The following is a 16,970-nucleotide window of genomic DNA, read 5'->3' on the forward strand; positions in this document are numbered from 1 at the left end:
TCGATTTTACCGGCGCCCCGTCGGGTCATCGCTGCCGCAGATAATTGAACGATGCTGTTTTTGCTCTCCCCCGCCAAGTCGCTCGACTACGTCACGCCGGTGCCGGCCGATGTGCCCGCGACCCTGCCGCATTTCGAAGGGCCACGCGGTCCTTCGGTCGAACTCATCAAGCTTCTGCGCACCCAATCGCCGCAGCAGATCGCCGAGCTCATGCATCTCTCCGACAACCTGTCGGCGCTCAATGTGGCGCGCTACACCGCATGGTCGAGCAAGAGCACGCCGACCAACGCCAAACAGGCGGCGCTGGCCTTCGACGGCGATGTGTACGGCGGCTTCGGTGCCAAGACCCTGAGCACGGCGCAACTGGCCTGGGCGCAAGACCATGTGTGCATCCTGAGCGGGCTCTACGGCGTGCTGCGGCCGCTCGATCTGTTGCAGCCTTACCGGCTCGAAATGGGCACGCAACTCGTCAACAAGCACGGCAAGGACCTGTACGCGTTCTGGCGCCCGCGCATTGCAGGTCATCTGAACGAGCGGCTGGCGGCAGACCACACGCCGGTGGTCGTCAACCTGGCGTCGCAGGAGTATTTCAAGTCGGTCGATCTGCGCTTGCTGAGCGCACGCGTGGTCGAGTGCGTCTTCGAAGAGTGGAAAGCCGACAAGTACAAGATCGTGAGCTTCTTCGCCAAGCGGGCGCGTGGCCTCATGGCGCGCTGGGCGGTGTTGCACACGGCAGCCACGCCCCGAGCGCTGGAGAAGTTCGATCTCGAAGGCTATGGTTTTGCCGCAGCCGTGTCGTCGCCCGAGCGGCTCGTTTTCCGCAGAAAGACCGCGTGACCCAGCCGGTCAGCCCCGAACTGCGCGCGTGGGTAGTGGCCCAACTCGCGATCGGCCATTCGCCGGCCGCGTTGCGCATCTCTATGCGGGATGCCGGCTGGCAGGACGATGCAGCCGAGGCTGCGCTGGCCGAGGTCTTTGCGCTTGCCGGCGCCGCTCCCATCGAGCGCAGCGCGAGTGAAGACCGACCCAAAGCATTGCCCGGCCCGAATCTGGAAGGCTCGCCGCTCCACGTCGATGCTGGCGACCGGCAAGTGCAGATCATGCAGACGATGCGTCATCCGCGCGTGGTCGTCTTCGGCAATCTGCTGTCGCAAGAAGAGTGCGACGCGCTCATCGCCATCGCTCGCGTGCGGCTGGTGCGCTCGCTCACGGTCGAGACGCAGACGGGCGGCGAAGTGATGAACGTCGATCGCACCAGCGACGGCATGTTCTTCGAGCGCGGCGAAAACGAGATCGTGGCGCGGCTCGAAAAGCGCATCGCCAGATTGCTGCAGTGGCCGCTCGAATTCGGCGAAGGGCTGCAGGTGTTGCGCTATTCGCCGGGCGCGCAGTACCGGCCGCACTACGATTATTTCGATCCGTCCGAGCCCGGCACGCCGACCATTCTTCGGCGCGGCGGCCAGCGCGTCGGCACCCTGCTGATGTATCTGCAGGCGCCGGAGCAGGGCGGCGCCACCACCTTTCCCGATGTCGGCCTCGAAGTGGCCCCGCTGCCCGGCACCGGCGTCTTCTTCAGCTACGACAGTCCCGATCCCGCCACCCGCACGCTACACGGCGGCGCGCCGGTGTTGATGGGCGAAAAGTGGGTCGCGACCAAATGGTTGCGCGAACGCGAATTCACCTGAAACCATCCAATGAAACTGACAGCCAACGGACTGAACATCGAAGTCGACGACACCGGCAACCAGGGCGATGTCGATCGTCCCGTCGTCTTGCTCATCATGGGCCTCGGCATGCAATTGATCGGCTGGCCGGAGCCCTTCGTGCAGGGGCTGGTGGATGCCGGCTTTCGCGTGGTGCGACACGACAACCGCGACATCGGGCTGAGCCAGGGGTTCGAGTCGGCCGGCAACGGCAACCTGATTTGGCAAACCATCCGGCAGCGCCTCGGCCTGCCGGTCCAATCCGCATACAAGCTGCAGGACATGGCCGCCGATTCGATCGGCGTACTCGACGCACTCGGTATCGCCAGGGCGCACATCGTCGGCGCGTCGATGGGCGGGATGATCGCGCAGCACGCGGCGTCGATCGCGCCCTCGCGCACGCTGAGCCTGGTCAGCATCATGAGCTCCAGCGGCGCGCGCGGGTTGCCGGGTCCGCGGCGCGATGTCGGTGCAGCCCTGCTGCGTCGGCCGCTCGGCAAGACCGAGGCGGATCTGGTCGGCTACAGCCTGCGCCTCGTCAAGCTCATTGCGAGTCCCGCCTATCCGCAGCCAGATGCCGTGTTGGCCGATCGCATCGCGACCGGCATCCGGCGCGCCTACCGGCCGCAAGGCGTGGTGCGACAGATGCTGGCGATCGGCGCCGATGCTGGCCGCGAGAAGCTGCTGCCGAGCATCAAGTCGCCGACCCTCGTGCTGCACGGCGATGCCGATGCGCTAGTACCGATGCCCTGCGGCGTCGACACCGCACGCCGCATTCCGGGCGCGAAGTTCGTGGCCGTTCCGGGTATGGGCCACGACCTGCCGCCAGAGGTGCAGCAGATCCTCCTGAACCATATGGTGCCGTTCATGAAGTCGACCGAGACCAGCAGGGCTGCAGCATGACGATCGACAACACCGCCGCTCAATCGCAACTCGGCAAATCGTCGGCCTACGTCGACCAGTACGACCCGACGCAGCTGTTCCCGATCTCACGCGCCACGCAGCGCGAAGCCATGGGCATCAAGCCCGGCGCGCTGCCGTTCTTCGGCGCCGACCTGTGGACCGCCTTCGAGCTGAGCTGGCTCAACCCGCGCGGCAAGCCGCAGCTCGCCATCGTGCATTTCACGGTGCCGTGCGAGACGCCCAACATCATCGAGAGCAAGTCGTTCAAGCTCTACCTCAACAGCTTCAACGGCAGCACGTTCGCGACGGCCGACGCGGTGCGCGAGCGTCTGCGTGCCGACGTCGCCGAGGCGTTGTGGCGCGGCAGCGATCGCATCGAGGGTATCGGCGTCAAGCTCATCGCGCCCGACCAGTTCGACACCGAGCCGGTGCATGAACTCGACGGCCTCAACCTCGACCGGCTCGACATCGAGTGCACGCACTACCAGCCTGCGCCGGAGCTTCTCACCAGCGACGTCACGCAGATGGCAGTGACCGAAACCCTCACCAGCCGCTTGCTCAAAAGCAACTGCCTGGTCACCGGCCAGCCCGACTGGGGCAGCGTGCAGATCCGGTACAGCGGGCCGCCGATCGAACAGGCGGGCTTGCTCGCGTACATCGTGAGCTTTCGCAATCACAACGAATTCCACGAGCCATGCGTCGAGCGCATGTTCACCGACATCTTGCGGCAGTGCCGCCCGACCAAGCTCGCCGTGTATGCACGCTACACGCGGCGCGGCGGGCTCGACATCAATCCGTTTCGCACCAGCTGGCCGCAGGCTTTGCCGGCCAATGCGCGCACTGCGCGGCAGTAGCCACGCTCCTACATCACCGGTCTGCCGGGGCGCCGATACTCTTTAGCTTTGTGTGTCAGGAATTGCCCCAGTGAACGTGCTGATCGTCGACGACAACGAACCCGCTGCCGACCTCTTGCAGGAGTTGCTCTCGCTGCAGGACCATACGGCGCGATGTACCTACACCGCGCAGCAGGCCTTCGATGCTTCGGCCACCGAAGTGTTCGATGCGGCGCTGATCGATCTCACCTTGCCGGACCAGCCTGGCACCGAGGTAGCACGGCGTCTGCGCGTCGAGGCCGGCAACCGTCCTCTGATGCTGGTCGCCATCTCGGGCTTCGCGGCCACTGATGCGACAGGTGCGGCCGGCCTGTTCGACCATTACTTGCAAAAGCCTATCGACTTCGACGCGCTCGACCGCATCCTCGCGGCGGCGGTTGCGCGCCCCGCGTCCGCTCGATGAAAGCTTCGCCGGGCGCCCGCAGCTGGATCGCCGCCGGGGTGCGGCACGAACTGTTGACGCGCGCGTTGCCCGCCCTGCGGCACGACATGGCCGCGCCGGTGTCGGTCATACGCATGGCGCTGCTGATGCTCAAGCGCCAAGTGGCCGCGCCGCAGATCGACGCTGCGGCCGTGGAGCAGCGTGTGTCTCTCATCGACAACCAGATCGGCGAATTGGTCATCGGCGTGCGCTCCTTGCGCGACTGGGAGCTCGCCATCGACGACGACGGCATCACGCGCAGCGTGCTGGTCGCCGAGTGCATCGGCCTGATGCGCGCCGCGTTCGATTTGAACGGCGTGCGCATCGAGATCGATCCGTCGCTCGAGGCTGCGACAGCACCGGCCGACGAGCCACGTTGGCCGAACGGTGCAGCGTTGCGCTACCTTTTTCTGGGCGCGATGGCGCACCTGCACGACAGCGTGGACGAGGTCGGCAGCATTGCCGTGAGCGCCGACGGTGCGAACGCCTTGCAGCTCACAGCCTCCGTGCGCTCCGCCGAGATCGCCGATCGGGTGGCCGATGCGCATCGCGCACCGCGGGCGCTGGCCATCGATGCAATAGCAATGCAATCGCTCGCCGATGATCTTGGCTATGCGGTCTCCGTCGCGCCGGACTCGGTGCGGCTGGTGCTCGCGCCCGGCTGAGCCGGCGCCGAAGCAAACGACTTCCTGTTCTGATCGCAGGCCAGTCCCCGAGTTTGGCGTGCCGTTCCAGGCTGAAGCCGGTTAGCCTTACAAGATGTATCAATCCATCCAGGCCTGCCGTGCGGTTGCAGCGATCCTTGTCGTTTGTTTTCACCTGGCGGCCAACCTTGCCAAGGACAAGTACTTCGGCGCTGACGCAGCATCCATCGAGCGGTTCTGCTCCTTCGGCGGCACCGCTGGCGTGGCCTTCTTTTTCGTGCTGAGCGGCTTCATCATCGTGTTGATGCACCGCAAGGATTTCGGCGTGCCCGAGCGCCTGGTCTCCTACTTGCGCAAGCGCGCTGTTCGCATCTACCCCACCTATCTTTTCGTCTTTGCCGGGGTGTATTTGCTGGCGTTGACGGTTCCTGCCTTGCGCGATGCGATGCCGACTGCCGCTGGGGTTCTCGTGAAAGCACTTCTCCTATTGCCGCAAGACCCGGCGGTGGTGGGCGGCACCGGTGCGCCGGTGATCATCGTGGCTTGGTCGTTGCAATACGAGTTGATTTTCTATGCCGTTGTCGGGCTTGCCATCGTTCATCGCTTGTTCTTCGCTGGTGCCGTCGTGTTGTTCGCAGCAAACTTCATCTGGCACGTTTTGTCGGGCAGCCAAGCCTTTCCGGGCGCGTTTTTCGCCAACGATTTGATGCTGCTGTTCGGCATCGGTGGCGCAACGGCGTGGGTGGTCCAGAGCGGCTGGCGCATGCCGCACCCGATGCTCGCGGCGGTGCTGGCAGCTGGCGCGTTTTTCACGGTGGGTGCCATGGAAGTGGTGTTCCGTGACGCCTGGCCAAAGCCCGCACTCGACCTCGGCTATGGGCTGTGCGGCGCAACCCTGATCGTGGCCCTGGTCCAGGCCGAGCAGCGCTGGCCCGAGCGATTTCGCAATCGTTTCGTGTCGCTGCTCGGCGATGCCTCTTATGCGCTCTACCTGATCCACTTCCCGCTGATCGCGGTGCTCTGCAAGCTCGCCGTGGCCGGCGGGTTGCGCGGTGGCTCCGGCATGGTGCTGTCATTCGTCGGCATCTTTGCCGCCTGCATTGCGACTTCGGTGCTGTTTCATCTGTGGATCGAGCGGCCGACGCTCAGGGCGCTGTCGCCCGCAAAGCCGGCCCGGATGGCCGCAGATCCCGCATTGCGCTGAGTCGGAGGCTTGCTGTGTCGCCTGCGCGCGCGCTGCACACGTCAAAAGAGTGAGGGCGTACGGGCGGCGAGGTCGTCGTCGGTGCGCGGCCGGTTCGCTGTCGCTGAGGCGGCGAGAGCCAGAGTTCCTACGCGCACGCCCAGCAGCCGGAGCGGGCGTTCCAGCGACACCCGTTTCAAGCATTGGCCGGCGATCTGACGAATGGTCTTTCCGTCGGCGGTGAAGGCGACCATCGTCTGGTCGCGCGTGGCGATTTTGAAGTCGTCGTAGCGCAACTTGATGCCGATCGTTTTGCCGACATAGCCCTTGCGTTGCAGGTCGTCGGCCAGCTTCTCGCAGAGCTGCGTGAAGATGGTGCCGAGCTGCGCCCGATCGCGCACCGCGTGCAGGTCGCGCTCGAAGGTGGTCTCGCGGCTCATCGACACCGGCTCGCTCTCGGTCACGACGGGCCGGTCGTCGCGACCCCACGACACCTCGTGCATCCAGGCGCCGCTCGCCTTGCCGAAATTGGCGATGAGCCAGTCGCGGTCTTTGGCGGCGATCTCGCCCACGGTGCGAATGCCGAGGCTCTCCAGCTTGGCATCCGCCTTGGGCCCGATGCCGTTGACCTTGCGTGCGGCCAGCGGCCAGATTCTGGCCTGGACGTCTTCTTCGTAGACGATCGAGATGCCGTTGGGCTTGTCGAACTCGCTCGCCATCTTGGCGATCAGTTTGTTTGGCGCGACGCCGATCGAGCAGGTCAGGCCGGTCGCCTGGAAAATCGTCTTCTGGAGGAGCCGTGCCAGCACCCGCCCGCCTTCGCGCTGGCCACCGGGCACTTCGGTGAAGTCGACATACACCTCGTCGACGCCGCGGTCTTCGACCAGCGGGGCGATCTCGCGGATCGTGGCCTTGAACAGCCGCGACAAGCGCCGCACTTCGTCGAAATCGACCGGCAGCACGATGGCCTGCGGGCACAGTTTGGCGGCCTTCATCATGCCCATGGCAGAGCCGACGCCGAACTGCCGCGCCGCGTAGGTGGCGGTGGTGATGACGCCGCGGCCAACATAGTCCTTTAGCAATGGAAACGCGGCGACCGGGATCTCGTCCAGCGCCAGTTCTCGCCTGTGTTCGCCTTCACCCTGCGCCTGTCGCAGCGCTTCGTCGACACGCCGCCGGCCGCCACCGATCACCATCGGCAAGCCCTTCAACTGCGGGTAGCGCAGCAGTTCGACGGACGCGAAGAAGGCGTCCATGTCGAGATGCGCGATACGGCGAATCGGCGGTGGCGACGGTGTAGGTGTAAGGGTCGGTGTCGGTGAATTGGATGAAGTCGCGGGAGTCACAGTGCATCGATTTTCGCTGCAGTGACAACATGCTGCCGACGCGCTGCTCGGCGTGACCGCCGACGGCTTCGTGCGCAACTATCCGGCGCTGTGGCGGGCGGCGAGTTGAGCCTTGGCTTGACTCCGAATGGGCAGCGCGCGGCCCGACTGTATGCGCCGCCAGGCGGCCGGTGGCGCGCCGTACTCGCGACGGAACGCCCGGCTGAAGGCGGTGTCGGTCTGGTAGCCGACGTCTTGCGCGATGCTCGCTAACGGCGCATTGCTGCGCGACAGCAGATTGGCCGCGAGCAGCATGCGCCATTGCGTCAGGTATTGCATCGGCGAGGCGCCCACGAGTTGCTGAAAGCGCTCGGCCAGCACCGACCGTGAGGTGGTCGCGGCGCGGGCCAGTTCGTCGAGCGTCCAGGCTTGCACCGGGTTCGCGTGCAGCGCATTGAGTGCAGCGCCGACGATGCGGTCGCCGACGCCGGCGAGCCAGCCGGTGCGGCCTTCGGCCTGCTGGTTCACGTAGAGCCGCAGCACTTCGATGAACAGCACTTCGGCCAGCTTGGCGAGCACGCCGGCGCCGCCGGGCCGCGGCGACCGAGCCTCCGCCAGCGCGTAACGCACCGAGGCCTCCAGCCAGGTGCCGGCACTGGAGCCGCGCACGTTCACTTTGACCAGCGACGGCAGGCCTTGCAACAGCATCGCGGCGAGACGCGCATCGCACGCCAGATAGCCGCAAACCAACCGCGTGCGCGCACCGCCGCCGCCATAGGCGAGTTGCCCCGGACGTCGCGAAAGAACTTCGGCCAGCCGCCCGCCGCCAGTGGCCGGTGGCAGCCCGGGCTGCGACGTCATGAGGTGGGCGTCGCCATGCGGGAACAGCACCGCGTCGCCGGCGACCAGGCGCACCGGCGGCTGGCCGTTCATTTCGACGAAGCACTCGCCCTCGGTGATGAGATGAAAGATGACCACTCGCTCGGCGCCTGGTTCGAGCAGCGGCGCCACCGTGTCGGCACGCGGTGATTGATAGCACCACGGCGCGGTAAAGCGCGCGTTGATGAAGATGGCGCCTACCAGCCGCACCACGCGCAGGGTTTCCGATAGCGCATCCATCATTCGTCGGCCATCACGCGTCGTCCACCTGGACGTGCAGCGACATCGGCGATGCGATCTGCACGGCGCAAGGGATCGGCGATTGCCCGCAGCCGGTCTCGACCAGTGCACGCAAACGCGCCTTCGACACACCGCGCGCGGCGATGCGGATGTGCAATCGCATGTCGCACGGCGCCGCGCTCACGGGCCTGCCGTCGAGCTCGACCATGCCGAACATGCCGCGGGCATCGGACGTGCTCTCGACCCGGGCTTCGAGCTGGTCGAGTGCGACGCCTTCGCGCGCCGCGAGCAGGGCGACGGATGTGACCGCGCACGATGCTATGGCCGCACGGAACAGCCATCCCGGGCTGACCTGATCGCCGGTACCGCCCAGCTCTTTCGGCATGTCGGTCGCCATCTCCTTGCCGTTGGCATGGCGTGCGACGACGCGGGTGCGGCCTTGCCACTCGGCGGTCGCGGGAGCGTCGTCGGCAAGGCCTTTGTCGGGCCGGCGCCGCAGCACGGTTTCGACGCGTTCAAGCGCGGCCGCGATCGAGTCGGCAATGTTGTCGGAGACGGTGTCTGCGCCCATGGTCATTCCTTCCGCTTCGAGCGGGACCTTTGATTTTGTCGATAGCAGTCGGCTCTGACCATCGGCCCCTCGGCCTATGCCGTCGCGCGGACGATCGGACAGTCGCGAGCGACGCCGGGGCAGGACTCGACGGTGCTTGCGGCGCGACAGTGGGCCTCCTTAAAGGAGAACCGATATGAACACCCCCATCGACTTCGATGCCCTGAAGAGCCGCCAGAAAACCGCGTGGGCCAGCGGCGATTACGCCGTCATCGGCACCACCCTGCAGATCGTCGGCGAGGAACTGGCCGAAGCCTGCGACCTGTGCACTGACGAGCGGGTGCTCGACGTGGCCGCCGGCAACGGCAACGCCACGCTGGCCGCGGCGCGCCGCGGCTGCAAGGTGACGTCGACCGACTACGTCGCCTCGTTGCTCGAACGCGGTGCCGAGCGGGCGAAGGCCGAGCGGCTCGACGTTGCGTTTCAGACCGCCGACGCCGAGGCATTGCCTTTCGAAGACGCGAGCTTCGACGCAGTGGTCTCGACCTTCGGCGTGATGTTCGCGCCCAACCATGCGCAGAGTGCTTCGGAAATGGCGCGTGTGTGTCGGCCCGGAGGTCGCATCGGGCTGGCCAACTGGACGCCGGAAGGTTTTATCGGCCAACTCTTCAAGGTGCTGGGCCGCCACGTGCCGCCGCCATCCGGGCTGCAGCCGCCATCGCTGTGGGGTGTCGAGTCGCATCTGAACTCGCTGTTCGGCGAACGTGCCGCGGGCATCGTGGCGACGAAGCGGATGTTCAACTTTCGCTACCGTTCGGCTGCGCATTTCATCGAGGTGTTTCGTACCTGGTATGGGCCGGTGCACAAGGCTTTCGGCGCGCTGCCCGCGGAGAGTGCGGCGGCGCTGGAGACAGACCTGACGGAGTTGCTGATGCGGCTCAACGTCGCCGGGCCGCGCTCGCTCGTGGTGCCGAGCGAATACCTCGAAGTGGTGCTAACGCGGCGCTGAGACGGCGCTGACGCTGCATCGAACCGGCCGGGCGCGGTCGACGTTACAGTGGCTCGCGGTAGCGACCGCGATCCTCTGGAGTGAGACTTTGAATTTGTCCTTTCGACTGCTGATGCGCACGATCGTTGCGCGTTGCGTTCCCGCCCTGATCGCGACCACTGCGCTCTTTGCCGCGGTCGGCGTCGCGCACGCCGCCGAGCCGGTGCCGCCCCGATCCGCCGGCTGCCCCGCCAGCGTGCCAACCGATGCGCAGTGCTACACCGGGCGCGACACCGAAGGCGCGCTCTACTGGATCGCCATCCCCGCGCAATGGAATCGCGTGCTTGTCATGCATTCGCACGGCGGCCCGGAGACCGGCGCCCCCACGCTGGAGCGCGGTGCCGAAGACCTGAAACGCTGGTCGGTCATGGTCAAGGCCGGCTATGCATGGGCCGGCTCGACCTACCGGCGCGGGGGCTACGGCGTGACGATGGCGGCAGAAGACACGGAGCGGCTGCGCAAGATTTTCATCGCGCGTTTCGGCCAGCCGCGACGCACCATCCTGCATGGACAGAGCTACGGCGGCGGCGTTGCGGCAAAAGGTGCCGAACTTTATGGACCGGTAGCTGGCGCAACACCCGGCGCGCCATCTGAACTGCAGCCGGCCTACGACGGTGTGCTGCTCACCAGCGGCGTGCTGGGCGGTGGCGGCAACGCCTATGAGTTCCGGCTCGATCTGCGTGTGGTTTACCAGTACGTATGCCGCAACCATCCACGGCCCGACGAGGTGCAATACCCGCTCTGGATGGGACTGCCGCTCGACTCGAAAATGCATCGCGCCGACCTGGCTGCGCGGGTCAAGGAATGCACCGGCGTCGGCTTGCCAGCCGCGCAACGCAGCCCCGAGCAAGCCGCGCATCTGAAGACGATTCTGTCGGTGGTGAAAGTGCCGGAGCGCACGCTGCTGTCGCACCTGCAATGGGGTACTTCGCTCTTCCAGGACCTGACGCAAAAGCGTCTCGGCGGACGCAATCCTTTCGGCAACGCGAAGGTGGTCTACAGCGGTTCCGACGACGATGCGGCGCTCAACGCCGGCGTGCTTCGCTAAGAGGCCGATCCGCAAGCCGTCGGCGCACTGGCTGAAGACAGCCGGCCTACCGGGCGTCTCCGCCTGCCGGTTCTGACGCTCCACGCCATTCACGACCCGACCGCCTTCGTCGAGCTTGAAAGCACGTACCGCGACATCGTGGAAAGCGCCGGTGCCTCGCAGTGGCTGGTGCAGACTTTCGCCGACGAGGCCGAGCACAGCTACCTGAGCGATGCCGAATACCCGGCGCTGATGACGGCGTTGCTCGACTGGATCGACAAGGGCGACAAGCCGTCGCCGCAAAAGGTGGCGGCGCTGTGCGCTCAGTACGAAGCAGGCTTCGGCAAAGGCTGCCATCTGCAGCCGGACTACCGACCGCCGCCGCTGTCTTCGCGGGTGCCGGCGCTGGGTCGCTGAATTCGCAGATCGAAAATCGAACCGAACAAAAAGGCATATTTCATGGGCAATCGAAAAGTCTGCGTCGTCACCGGCTCGTCGTCGGGCATCGGGGCTGCCACCGTGCGGCTCTACGCCGGGCACGGCTGGGACGTGGTCGTCAACTACTCGCGCGACGCGGCGCCAGCCGAGGCGGTCGCAGACGAATGCCGGGGACTCGGCGTCGATGCGCTGGTCGTCAAGGCCGATGTCTCGTCCGACGCCGATTGCCGGCGGCTGGCCAGCGAGGTCGATGCCCGCTTCGGTCGCGCCGACGTGCTGGTCAACAACGCCGGCACCACCAAGTTCGTCGCGCTGAAAGACCTCGACGGACTCGATGCAGAAGACTTCCAGCGGATCTACGCGGTCAACGTGATCGGCCCATACCAGATGAGCCGCGCACTGGTTTCGCTGTTGAAGCGCAACCCGGTGACCGGCATCGTCAACGTCTCGTCGATCGCGGGCCTGATGGGCACGGGATCATCGATCGCCTACATGGCGAGCAAGGGCGCACTTAATGCGATGACCGTGGGACTGGCGCGTGCGCTCGGCCCCGATATCCGCGTCAACGCGATCGCGCCGGGACTGGTCGAAACGCCGTGGCTGCAGAACGGGCTTGGCGCCGAACGCTATGCGCAGACGGTGCAGGGCTACAAGGCGCGCTCGGCACTCGATGCGGTGATGTCGCCGGAGGATGTCGCCGACGCGGCATGGTGGCTGGGCGCCGGCGCGGCCAAGACGACAGGCGAAGTGCTCTTGCTCGACGCCGGGCTGCGGCTTACCCGTGGTTGAGGTATGGGCGCTAGTGATCGTGGTGCAGGTAGCTCGCGGTGCGCGGCAGGCGCAGGCTCACGAAGAACGCGATGACCATCATCGTCGTCACGTACCAATAGAAGGCCGACTCGTGACCCAGTGACTTGAGACCTAGCGCAACATATTCGGCCGAACCGCCGAAGATCGCATTGGCCACGGCGTAAGCCAGGCCGACACCCAGCGCACGCACCTCAGGCGGGAACATCTCGGCCTTCACGATGCCGCTGATGGACGTGTAGAAGCTGACGATCGCCAGTGCCAGGATGATGAGCACGAAGGCCATCACCGGGCTTGTCACATGCTGCAGGCCGGTGAGGATGGGCACGGTGGCGAGCGCGCCGAGCGCGCCGAAAAGCAGCATGTTGTTGCGTCGTCCGATGCGGTCGCTCAGCATGCCGAACAGGGGCTGCATGCACATGTAGACGAACAGCGCGCACGTCATGATGTAGCTGGTCGTCTTGATCGGCAGGTGCACTGTGTTCACCAGGTACTTCTGCATGTAGGTGGTGAATGTGTAGAAGATCAGCGAGCCGCCGGCCGTGTAGCCGAGCACGGTAAAAAACGCAGCCTTGTGGTTGCGGAAAAGGCCGGCCAGCGAGCCCGCGTCTTTATTGCCACGTGCCTCGGCGCTTTGCGTTTCTTTCAGCGTACGACGCAGCAGCAGTGCGATGACCGCGGTGATGGCGCCGATCGCAAAGGGAATGCGCCAGCCCCACGCCTTGAGTTCGGCCTCGCTAAGCAACTGCTCCAGGATCACCACCACCAACACCGCCAGCAACTGCCCGCCGATGAGCGTCACGTACTGAAACGAAGAGAAGAAGCCGCGCTGGCCCTTGAGCGCAATCTCGCTCATGTAGGTCGCTGTGGTGCCGTACTCGCCACCGACCGACAGTCCCTGGAACAGTCGTGCCACGAGCAAAAGAAAGGGAGCCCATGCGCCGATCTGCGCGTATGTCGGCAAGCATGCGATGGCGAGCGAGCCGGCGCACATCATGGTGACCGAGATCACCATCGAGTTCTTGCGACCGTAGCGATCTGCCACGCGGCCAAAGAGCCACCCGCCAATGGGCCGCATCAAGAAGCCCGCCGCGAACACGCCCGCGGTGTTCAGCAACTGTGCGGTCGGGTCCGCCTTGGGAAAGAACGATGGCGCGAAATAGAGCGCGCTGAAAGCGTAGACATAGAAGTCGAACCATTCGACCAGGTTGCCGGACGAGGCCGCCATGATCGCGAAGATGCGGTGGCGCTTTTCGGCGGCGGTGTAGTCGGGTTCGGTGTATGCGACGGGCTCGGTGGACCCCTTGAAAGCCGGCGGAATGGCGGTGCTCATGCTGCTTATTCTGTGCCGATCATGCGTGCGGCGCTGTCGGCGCGAAGCGCATTCCTCTCGCCGTCAGCATAGGTGGAACGTTCGGCGGACGCTGGCAGGGCGGTGGCGGTGGTCGGCGGGGCCGTTGAGCGTCGCCAACCTTGAAACCGTGTCGGCCATCGCCCCGGCACACTTCTTTTTGTCGGCGCTGGCGGGCCTTGTATTCGCTTGGCGCGACCCCAGTTTCGAATCATGAAAACCAGCCAGACCTTCACCACCAATGCCGTGCTCGTTGCCCAGCTGCTGGAGCGACTGGAGCACGGTGGACATCCCGATGCCGGGCAATACCGCCTCGTCGCCGAGCGGCTCGGCCAGGAGCTTTCGCGCATTGCCGATATCGACGCGCTCAACGCCGTGCTCGAAGCCCATCCGTCGGCTGCGGAGGTTTACGAGAACATGAACTACCAGCATGCCGGCCTGTCGCGCTCGCGGCTGGATGCATCGGTGGCTGCGGAATTGAAAGCGCGTGAGGCGATTGCCCGCGCGATGAAGCCGACGACAGCCGGCTCGGCACACGGCCCGGCCGAAGGCGGGACTTCAAGCGAGGGCTGATTTCCATGAGCGAGTCGCTTCACATCGTTTGCCCGCACTGCCACACCACCAACCGGGTTCGCAGCGATCAGCTCGCGAGCGCGCCCGATTGCGGGAGCTGCCACAAGGCGCTGTTCACGGCGCACTCGACAGCGCTGAACGAGTCCGCCTTCGACCGGCATGTCGCGCGCAACGACCTGCCGGTGCTCGTTGATTTTTGGGCGCCGTGGTGTGGGCCGTGCCGTCAGATGGCGCCTGCTTACGAGCAGGCCGCAGCGCAGCTGGAGCCGCGGGTGCGGCTGGCCAAGGTCGATACCGAAGCGGTGCCCGCTCTGGGGTCGCGCTTCAACATTCGCAGTATCCCGACGCTGGCACTGTTCGTCGGTGGACGCGAGGTGGCGCGGCAGGCCGGCGCGATGGGCGCGGCCGATATCGTGCGATGGGTGCAGGCGAATACACCTGCAGCACCTGCAGCACCTGCTTCGGCTACTTAAGCTACAGCGTGACGGCGTGCGGCCCAGTAGGTCGCGCCTTCTACGCCATAGCGCTCCGAGTGCGGCGTGCCGTATTCCAGCGCAAAGGTGTCGCCGGCCAACAGATGGCGCGTGTCGTCGCCGACCTTCAGCCACATCTCGCCTTGCACCACCAGCGCTTCGACGCTGAACGGATGTGTGTGCAGGTCGACCGTCTGGGCGGCGTCCCAGACCCGCGGCGCGACCTCGTCGAAGCCCTTGGCGAGGGCATCGACTTCGAATTGCTGAAACGTAGGAAGGCTCATGGTGTTCTCCATCAGAAAGTGCCGGGTAGCAGGATGCTCGAATCGACCTGGTCGATCTGCGTTCGCCCGCAAAACGCCATCGTGATGTCGAGCTCGCGGTGCAGGATTTCGAGCGCGCGGGTCACGCCGGCTTCACCGTAGGCACCGAGCGCGTACAGAAAACTCCGGCCGATCATGGTGCCGCGAGCGCCCAGCGCACGCGCCTTGAGCACGTCCTGGCCGCTGCGAATGCCGCCGTCCATCCACACCTCGATCTCGGTCCCGACCGCTTCCGCGATGGCCGGCAGCGCCTCGATGGACGACTGCGCGCCGTCGAGTTGACGGCCGCCATGGTTGCTGACGATCAGCGCATCGGCACCGCTCGACGCCGCCAGCCGCGCGTCTTCGACATCCATGATCCCCTTCAGGATCAGCTTGCCGCCCCAGAGCTTCTTGATCCACTCGACATCGGCCCAGCTGAGCGTCGGGTCGAACTGCTCGGCCGTCCACGACGACAGCGACGACAGATCGCCGACATTCTTCGCGTGGCCGACGATGTTGCCGAAGCTGCGGCGCTTGGTGCCCAGCATGCCCATGCACCAGCCCGGCTTGGTCGCGAGGTTGATGAGGTTGGCGAGGGTCGGCTTGGGCGGCGCGGTCAGGCCGTTTTTGATGTCCTTGTGGCGCTGGCCCAGCACCTGCAGGTCGAGCGTCAGTTGCAGCGCGGAGCAGTTGGCCGCCTTGGCGCGTTCGATCAGCCGCTCGATGAAGTCGCGGTCTTTCATGACGTAGAGCTGGAACCAGAACGGGTGCCGGTCGGTGCTCTCGGCGATGTCTTCGAGCGAGCAGATGCTCATGGTCGACAGCGTGAACGGAATACCGAAAGCCTTGGCCGCCTTGGCGCCGAGGATCTCGCCGTCGGCGTGCTGCATGCCGGTCATGCCCGTGGGGGCGATGGCGACAGGCATCGACACCGGCTGGCCGATCATGGTGGTGGCGGTCGAGCGGCCTTCCATGTTGACGGCTACGCGCTGGCGCAGCTTGATCTTCTGGAAGTCGCTTTCATTGGCGCGGTAGGTGCCTTCGGTCCATGAGCCCGAGTCGGCGTAGTCGTAGAACATGCGCGGCACGCGCCGCTTGGCGATCACTCGCAGGTCTTCGATGGTGGTGATCTTGGAAAGGTCGAGCACGTGTGGGTTTCTTTCGGCGTTTGTCTCTTTTTCGCAGTCATTCATTATCATGGTTCGGCCGCTGTCCTGCCTTGCAACACCCCGACTGAAAGCCGTTCATGGAAGCCATCTCCCGCCCGCCGCTGCCGCCGTTCACCCTTGAATCGGCCCGCCAGAAAGTGCAAGCCGCCGAAGACGGATGGAACACGCGCGACCCGGTCCGCGTGAGCCTCGCCTACACGCCCGACACCGAATGGCGCAACCGCGCCGACTTCCTCACCGGGCGCGAGAAGGTCGTCGAGTTTCTGACGCGCAAGTGGTCACGCGAACTCGACTACCGCCTGAAGAAAGAGCTCTGGGCCTTTACCGACAACCGCATCGCGGTCCGCTTCGAATACGAGTGGCACGACGACAGCGGCGCCTGGTTTCGCAGTCACGGCAACGAAAACTGGGAGTTCGCGGAGAACGGATTGATGCACCGGCGCTTCGCCAGCATCAACGACCAGCCGATCAAGGCCGAAGACCGCAAGTTTCTCTGGGCTCGCTAGCAAGCGTCGATCGGCACGGCAGTTGCTTGCGCGAACCTCTGTCTGCATCTGTATCTCAACCCATCCCAAAAGTAACCTTTATGAACCGCAACGACATCACTGAGAAGATCATCACCGTCAAAGTGTCCAAGGGCATTCAGTGGGCCGATGTGGCCCAGAAGGTCGGCCTGTCGAAAGAATGGACCACTGCCGCCTGCCTCGGCCAGATGACGCTCGACGCACAACAGGCCGCGACGGTCGGCGAAATCTTCGGGCTTACGGAGGAAGAGCAGAAGTGGCTGCAGGTCGTGCCCTACAAGGGGTCGCTGCCAACCGCCGTGCCGACCGATCCGCTCATCTACCGCTGGTACGAAATGGTCAACGTGTACGGCACCACCATCAAGGAACTCATCCACGAAGAGTTCGGCGACGGCATCATGAGCGCGATCGACTTCAGCATGAACATCCAGCGCCAGGGCGACCCGAAGGGCGACCGGGTGAACGTGGTGTTGTCGGGCAAGTTCTTGCCTTACAAGACGTATTAGAAGCCTCG

General features: G+C 65.3%; 21 protein-coding genes. 15 read left to right on the forward strand and 6 right to left on the reverse strand.

Annotated elements, in window-relative coordinates; genetic code table 11:
• The first annotated feature begins 51 nt into the window (after nucleotides 1-51).
• The 7 genes from yaaA (at nucleotide 52) to QN397_RS11030 (ending at nucleotide 5,768) form a co-directional block, all read left to right on the forward strand.
• Nucleotides 52-837 carry a peroxide stress protein YaaA gene (yaaA, locus tag QN397_RS11000; RefSeq protein WP_323497624.1) on the forward strand — a complete coding sequence of 262 codons (786 nt, stop codon included), beginning with the start codon at nucleotides 52-54 and terminating at the stop codon, nucleotides 835-837.
• Nucleotides 834-1,685, forward strand: coding sequence for a 2OG-Fe(II) oxygenase (locus tag QN397_RS11005; RefSeq protein WP_323497623.1), 852 nt, complete (start codon nucleotides 834-836; stop codon nucleotides 1,683-1,685). Before yaaA ends, QN397_RS11005 begins: the two co-directional genes overlap by 4 nt.
• Nucleotides 1,686-1,694: 9 nt before the next feature.
• On the forward strand, nucleotides 1,695-2,606 hold the full coding sequence (locus QN397_RS11010; RefSeq protein WP_323497622.1) for an alpha/beta hydrolase: 912 nt from the start codon (nucleotides 1,695-1,697) through the stop codon (nucleotides 2,604-2,606).
• A complete protein-coding gene (queF, locus tag QN397_RS11015) occupies nucleotides 2,603-3,460 on the forward strand; it encodes an NADPH-dependent 7-cyano-7-deazaguanine reductase QueF (RefSeq protein ID WP_323497621.1) in 858 nt (285 codons plus the stop codon). Before QN397_RS11010 ends, queF begins: the two co-directional genes overlap by 4 nt.
• Nucleotides 3,461-3,530: 70 nt before the next feature.
• Nucleotides 3,531-3,902 carry a response regulator gene (locus QN397_RS11020; RefSeq protein WP_323497620.1) on the forward strand — a complete coding sequence of 124 codons (372 nt, stop codon included), beginning with the start codon at nucleotides 3,531-3,533 and terminating at the stop codon, nucleotides 3,900-3,902.
• Nucleotides 3,899-4,585: a hypothetical protein gene (locus QN397_RS11025; protein WP_323497619.1), complete on the forward strand. Its 687-nt coding sequence runs from the start codon at nucleotides 3,899-3,901 to the stop codon at nucleotides 4,583-4,585. The genes QN397_RS11020 and QN397_RS11025 overlap by 4 nt, the downstream gene beginning before the upstream one ends.
• A gap of 94 nt (nucleotides 4,586-4,679) precedes the next feature.
• Complete coding sequence (locus QN397_RS11030) at nucleotides 4,680-5,768, forward strand: acyltransferase (protein WP_323497618.1); 1,089 nt, start codon at nucleotides 4,680-4,682, stop codon at nucleotides 5,766-5,768.
• Between the two features lie 41 nt (nucleotides 5,769-5,809).
• On the opposite strand, the gene QN397_RS11035 is transcribed toward QN397_RS11030, so the two are convergent.
• The 3 genes from QN397_RS11035 to QN397_RS11045 all read right to left on the reverse strand — a co-directional run bounded on the left by QN397_RS11035 (nucleotide 5,810) and on the right by QN397_RS11045 (nucleotide 8,762).
• A complete protein-coding gene (locus QN397_RS11035) occupies nucleotides 5,810-7,003 on the reverse strand; it encodes a DNA polymerase IV (protein WP_323497617.1) in 1,194 nt (397 codons plus the stop codon).
• Between the two features lie 168 nt (nucleotides 7,004-7,171).
• Nucleotides 7,172-8,191 carry an AraC family transcriptional regulator gene (locus QN397_RS11040; protein ID WP_323497616.1) on the reverse strand — a complete coding sequence of 340 codons (1,020 nt, stop codon included), beginning with the start codon at nucleotides 8,189-8,191 and terminating at the stop codon, nucleotides 7,172-7,174.
• A 13-nt stretch (nucleotides 8,192-8,204) separates the two neighbouring features.
• Nucleotides 8,205-8,762 carry an OsmC family protein gene (locus QN397_RS11045; RefSeq protein WP_323497615.1) on the reverse strand — a complete coding sequence of 186 codons (558 nt, stop codon included), beginning with the start codon at nucleotides 8,760-8,762 and terminating at the stop codon, nucleotides 8,205-8,207.
• Nucleotides 8,763-8,937: 175 nt separating this feature from the next.
• On the opposite strand from QN397_RS11045, the gene QN397_RS11050 reads away from it, so the two are divergent.
• From QN397_RS11050 to QN397_RS11065, 4 genes are all read left to right on the forward strand, one after another.
• Nucleotides 8,938-9,750, forward strand: coding sequence for a class I SAM-dependent methyltransferase (locus QN397_RS11050; protein ID WP_323497614.1), 813 nt, complete (start codon nucleotides 8,938-8,940; stop codon nucleotides 9,748-9,750).
• Nucleotides 9,751-9,838: 88 nt separating this feature from the next.
• Entirely contained in the window at nucleotides 9,839-10,837 is a 999-nt protein-coding gene (locus tag QN397_RS11055) for a hypothetical protein (RefSeq protein WP_323500858.1), read from the forward strand.
• A gap of 138 nt (nucleotides 10,838-10,975) precedes the next feature.
• Complete coding sequence (locus tag QN397_RS11060) at nucleotides 10,976-11,233, forward strand: hypothetical protein (RefSeq protein ID WP_323500859.1); 258 nt, start codon at nucleotides 10,976-10,978, stop codon at nucleotides 11,231-11,233.
• A 42-nt stretch (nucleotides 11,234-11,275) separates the two neighbouring features.
• Entirely contained in the window at nucleotides 11,276-12,043 is a 768-nt protein-coding gene (locus tag QN397_RS11065; RefSeq protein ID WP_323500860.1) for an SDR family oxidoreductase, read from the forward strand.
• Between the two features lie 10 nt (nucleotides 12,044-12,053).
• On the opposite strand, the gene QN397_RS11070 is transcribed toward QN397_RS11065, so the two are convergent.
• Nucleotides 12,054-13,394: an MFS family transporter gene (locus QN397_RS11070; protein WP_323500861.1), complete on the reverse strand. Its 1,341-nt coding sequence runs from the start codon at nucleotides 13,392-13,394 to the stop codon at nucleotides 12,054-12,056.
• A gap of 231 nt (nucleotides 13,395-13,625) precedes the next feature.
• On the opposite strand from QN397_RS11070, the gene QN397_RS11075 reads away from it, so the two are divergent.
• Together QN397_RS11075 and trxC are read left to right on the forward strand one after the other, a co-directional pair.
• Nucleotides 13,626-13,985, forward strand: coding sequence for a hypothetical protein (locus QN397_RS11075; protein ID WP_323497610.1), 360 nt, complete (start codon nucleotides 13,626-13,628; stop codon nucleotides 13,983-13,985).
• A 5-nt stretch (nucleotides 13,986-13,990) separates the two neighbouring features.
• On the forward strand, nucleotides 13,991-14,458 hold the full coding sequence (gene trxC, locus QN397_RS11080; RefSeq protein ID WP_323500862.1) for a thioredoxin TrxC: 468 nt from the start codon (nucleotides 13,991-13,993) through the stop codon (nucleotides 14,456-14,458).
• Here trxC and QN397_RS11085 read toward each other — a convergent pair.
• Both QN397_RS11085 and QN397_RS11090 read right to left on the reverse strand, forming a co-directional pair.
• Complete coding sequence (locus tag QN397_RS11085) at nucleotides 14,455-14,742, reverse strand: cupin domain-containing protein (protein WP_323497608.1); 288 nt, start codon at nucleotides 14,740-14,742, stop codon at nucleotides 14,455-14,457. The genes trxC and QN397_RS11085 overlap by 4 nt on opposite strands.
• 11 nt (nucleotides 14,743-14,753) lie before the next feature.
• Nucleotides 14,754-15,911 carry an alpha-hydroxy acid oxidase gene (locus QN397_RS11090; protein ID WP_323500863.1) on the reverse strand — a complete coding sequence of 386 codons (1,158 nt, stop codon included), beginning with the start codon at nucleotides 15,909-15,911 and terminating at the stop codon, nucleotides 14,754-14,756.
• Between the two features lie 98 nt (nucleotides 15,912-16,009).
• Between QN397_RS11090 and QN397_RS11095 the strand changes: the two genes are divergently transcribed.
• Entirely contained in the window at nucleotides 16,010-16,438 is a 429-nt protein-coding gene (locus tag QN397_RS11095) for a nuclear transport factor 2 family protein (RefSeq protein ID WP_323500864.1), read from the forward strand.
• An 80-nt stretch (nucleotides 16,439-16,518) separates the two neighbouring features.
• Nucleotides 16,519-16,962 (forward strand): cyanase, encoded by a 444-nt coding sequence (cynS, locus tag QN397_RS11100; protein WP_187052794.1) that lies wholly within the window; start codon nucleotides 16,519-16,521, stop codon nucleotides 16,960-16,962.
• The last annotated feature ends 8 nt before the right edge of the window (nucleotides 16,963-16,970 follow it).

Source organism: Variovorax sp. RTB1 (assembly GCF_035018765.1).
Classification (GTDB): domain Bacteria; phylum Pseudomonadota; class Gammaproteobacteria; order Burkholderiales; family Burkholderiaceae_C; genus Variovorax.

Bases quoted from the DNA above. Each gene is read 5' to 3' on its own strand.
- QN397_RS11010 (WP_323497622.1), top strand. From the start codon at position 1,695: ATGAAACTGACAGCCAACGGACTGAACATCGAAGTCGACGACACCGGC.
- QN397_RS11035 (WP_323497617.1), bottom strand. From the start codon at position 7,003: ATGGACGCCTTCTTCGCGTCCGTCGAACTGCTGCGCTACCCGCAGTTG.
- QN397_RS11075 (WP_323497610.1), top strand. From the start codon at position 13,626: ATGAAAACCAGCCAGACCTTCACCACCAATGCCGTGCTCGTTGCCCAG.
- QN397_RS11030 (WP_323497618.1), top strand. From the start codon at position 4,680: ATGTATCAATCCATCCAGGCCTGCCGTGCGGTTGCAGCGATCCTTGTC.
- cynS (WP_187052794.1), top strand. From the start codon at position 16,519: ATGAACCGCAACGACATCACTGAGAAGATCATCACCGTCAAAGTGTCC.
- QN397_RS11040 (WP_323497616.1), bottom strand. From the start codon at position 8,191: ATGGATGCGCTATCGGAAACCCTGCGCGTGGTGCGGCTGGTAGGCGCC.
- QN397_RS11065 (WP_323500860.1), top strand. From the start codon at position 11,276: ATGGGCAATCGAAAAGTCTGCGTCGTCACCGGCTCGTCGTCGGGCATC.
- QN397_RS11095 (WP_323500864.1), top strand. From the start codon at position 16,010: ATGGAAGCCATCTCCCGCCCGCCGCTGCCGCCGTTCACCCTTGAATCG.
- QN397_RS11025 (WP_323497619.1), top strand. From the start codon at position 3,899: ATGAAAGCTTCGCCGGGCGCCCGCAGCTGGATCGCCGCCGGGGTGCGG.
- trxC (WP_323500862.1), top strand. From the start codon at position 13,991: ATGAGCGAGTCGCTTCACATCGTTTGCCCGCACTGCCACACCACCAAC.
- queF (WP_323497621.1), top strand. From the start codon at position 2,603: ATGACGATCGACAACACCGCCGCTCAATCGCAACTCGGCAAATCGTCG.
- yaaA (WP_323497624.1), top strand. From the start codon at position 52: ATGCTGTTTTTGCTCTCCCCCGCCAAGTCGCTCGACTACGTCACGCCG.
- QN397_RS11085 (WP_323497608.1), bottom strand. From the start codon at position 14,742: ATGAGCCTTCCTACGTTTCAGCAATTCGAAGTCGATGCCCTCGCCAAG.
- QN397_RS11070 (WP_323500861.1), bottom strand. From the start codon at position 13,394: ATGAGCACCGCCATTCCGCCGGCTTTCAAGGGGTCCACCGAGCCCGTC.
- QN397_RS11045 (WP_323497615.1), bottom strand. From the start codon at position 8,762: ATGGGCGCAGACACCGTCTCCGACAACATTGCCGACTCGATCGCGGCC.
- QN397_RS11050 (WP_323497614.1), top strand. From the start codon at position 8,938: ATGAACACCCCCATCGACTTCGATGCCCTGAAGAGCCGCCAGAAAACC.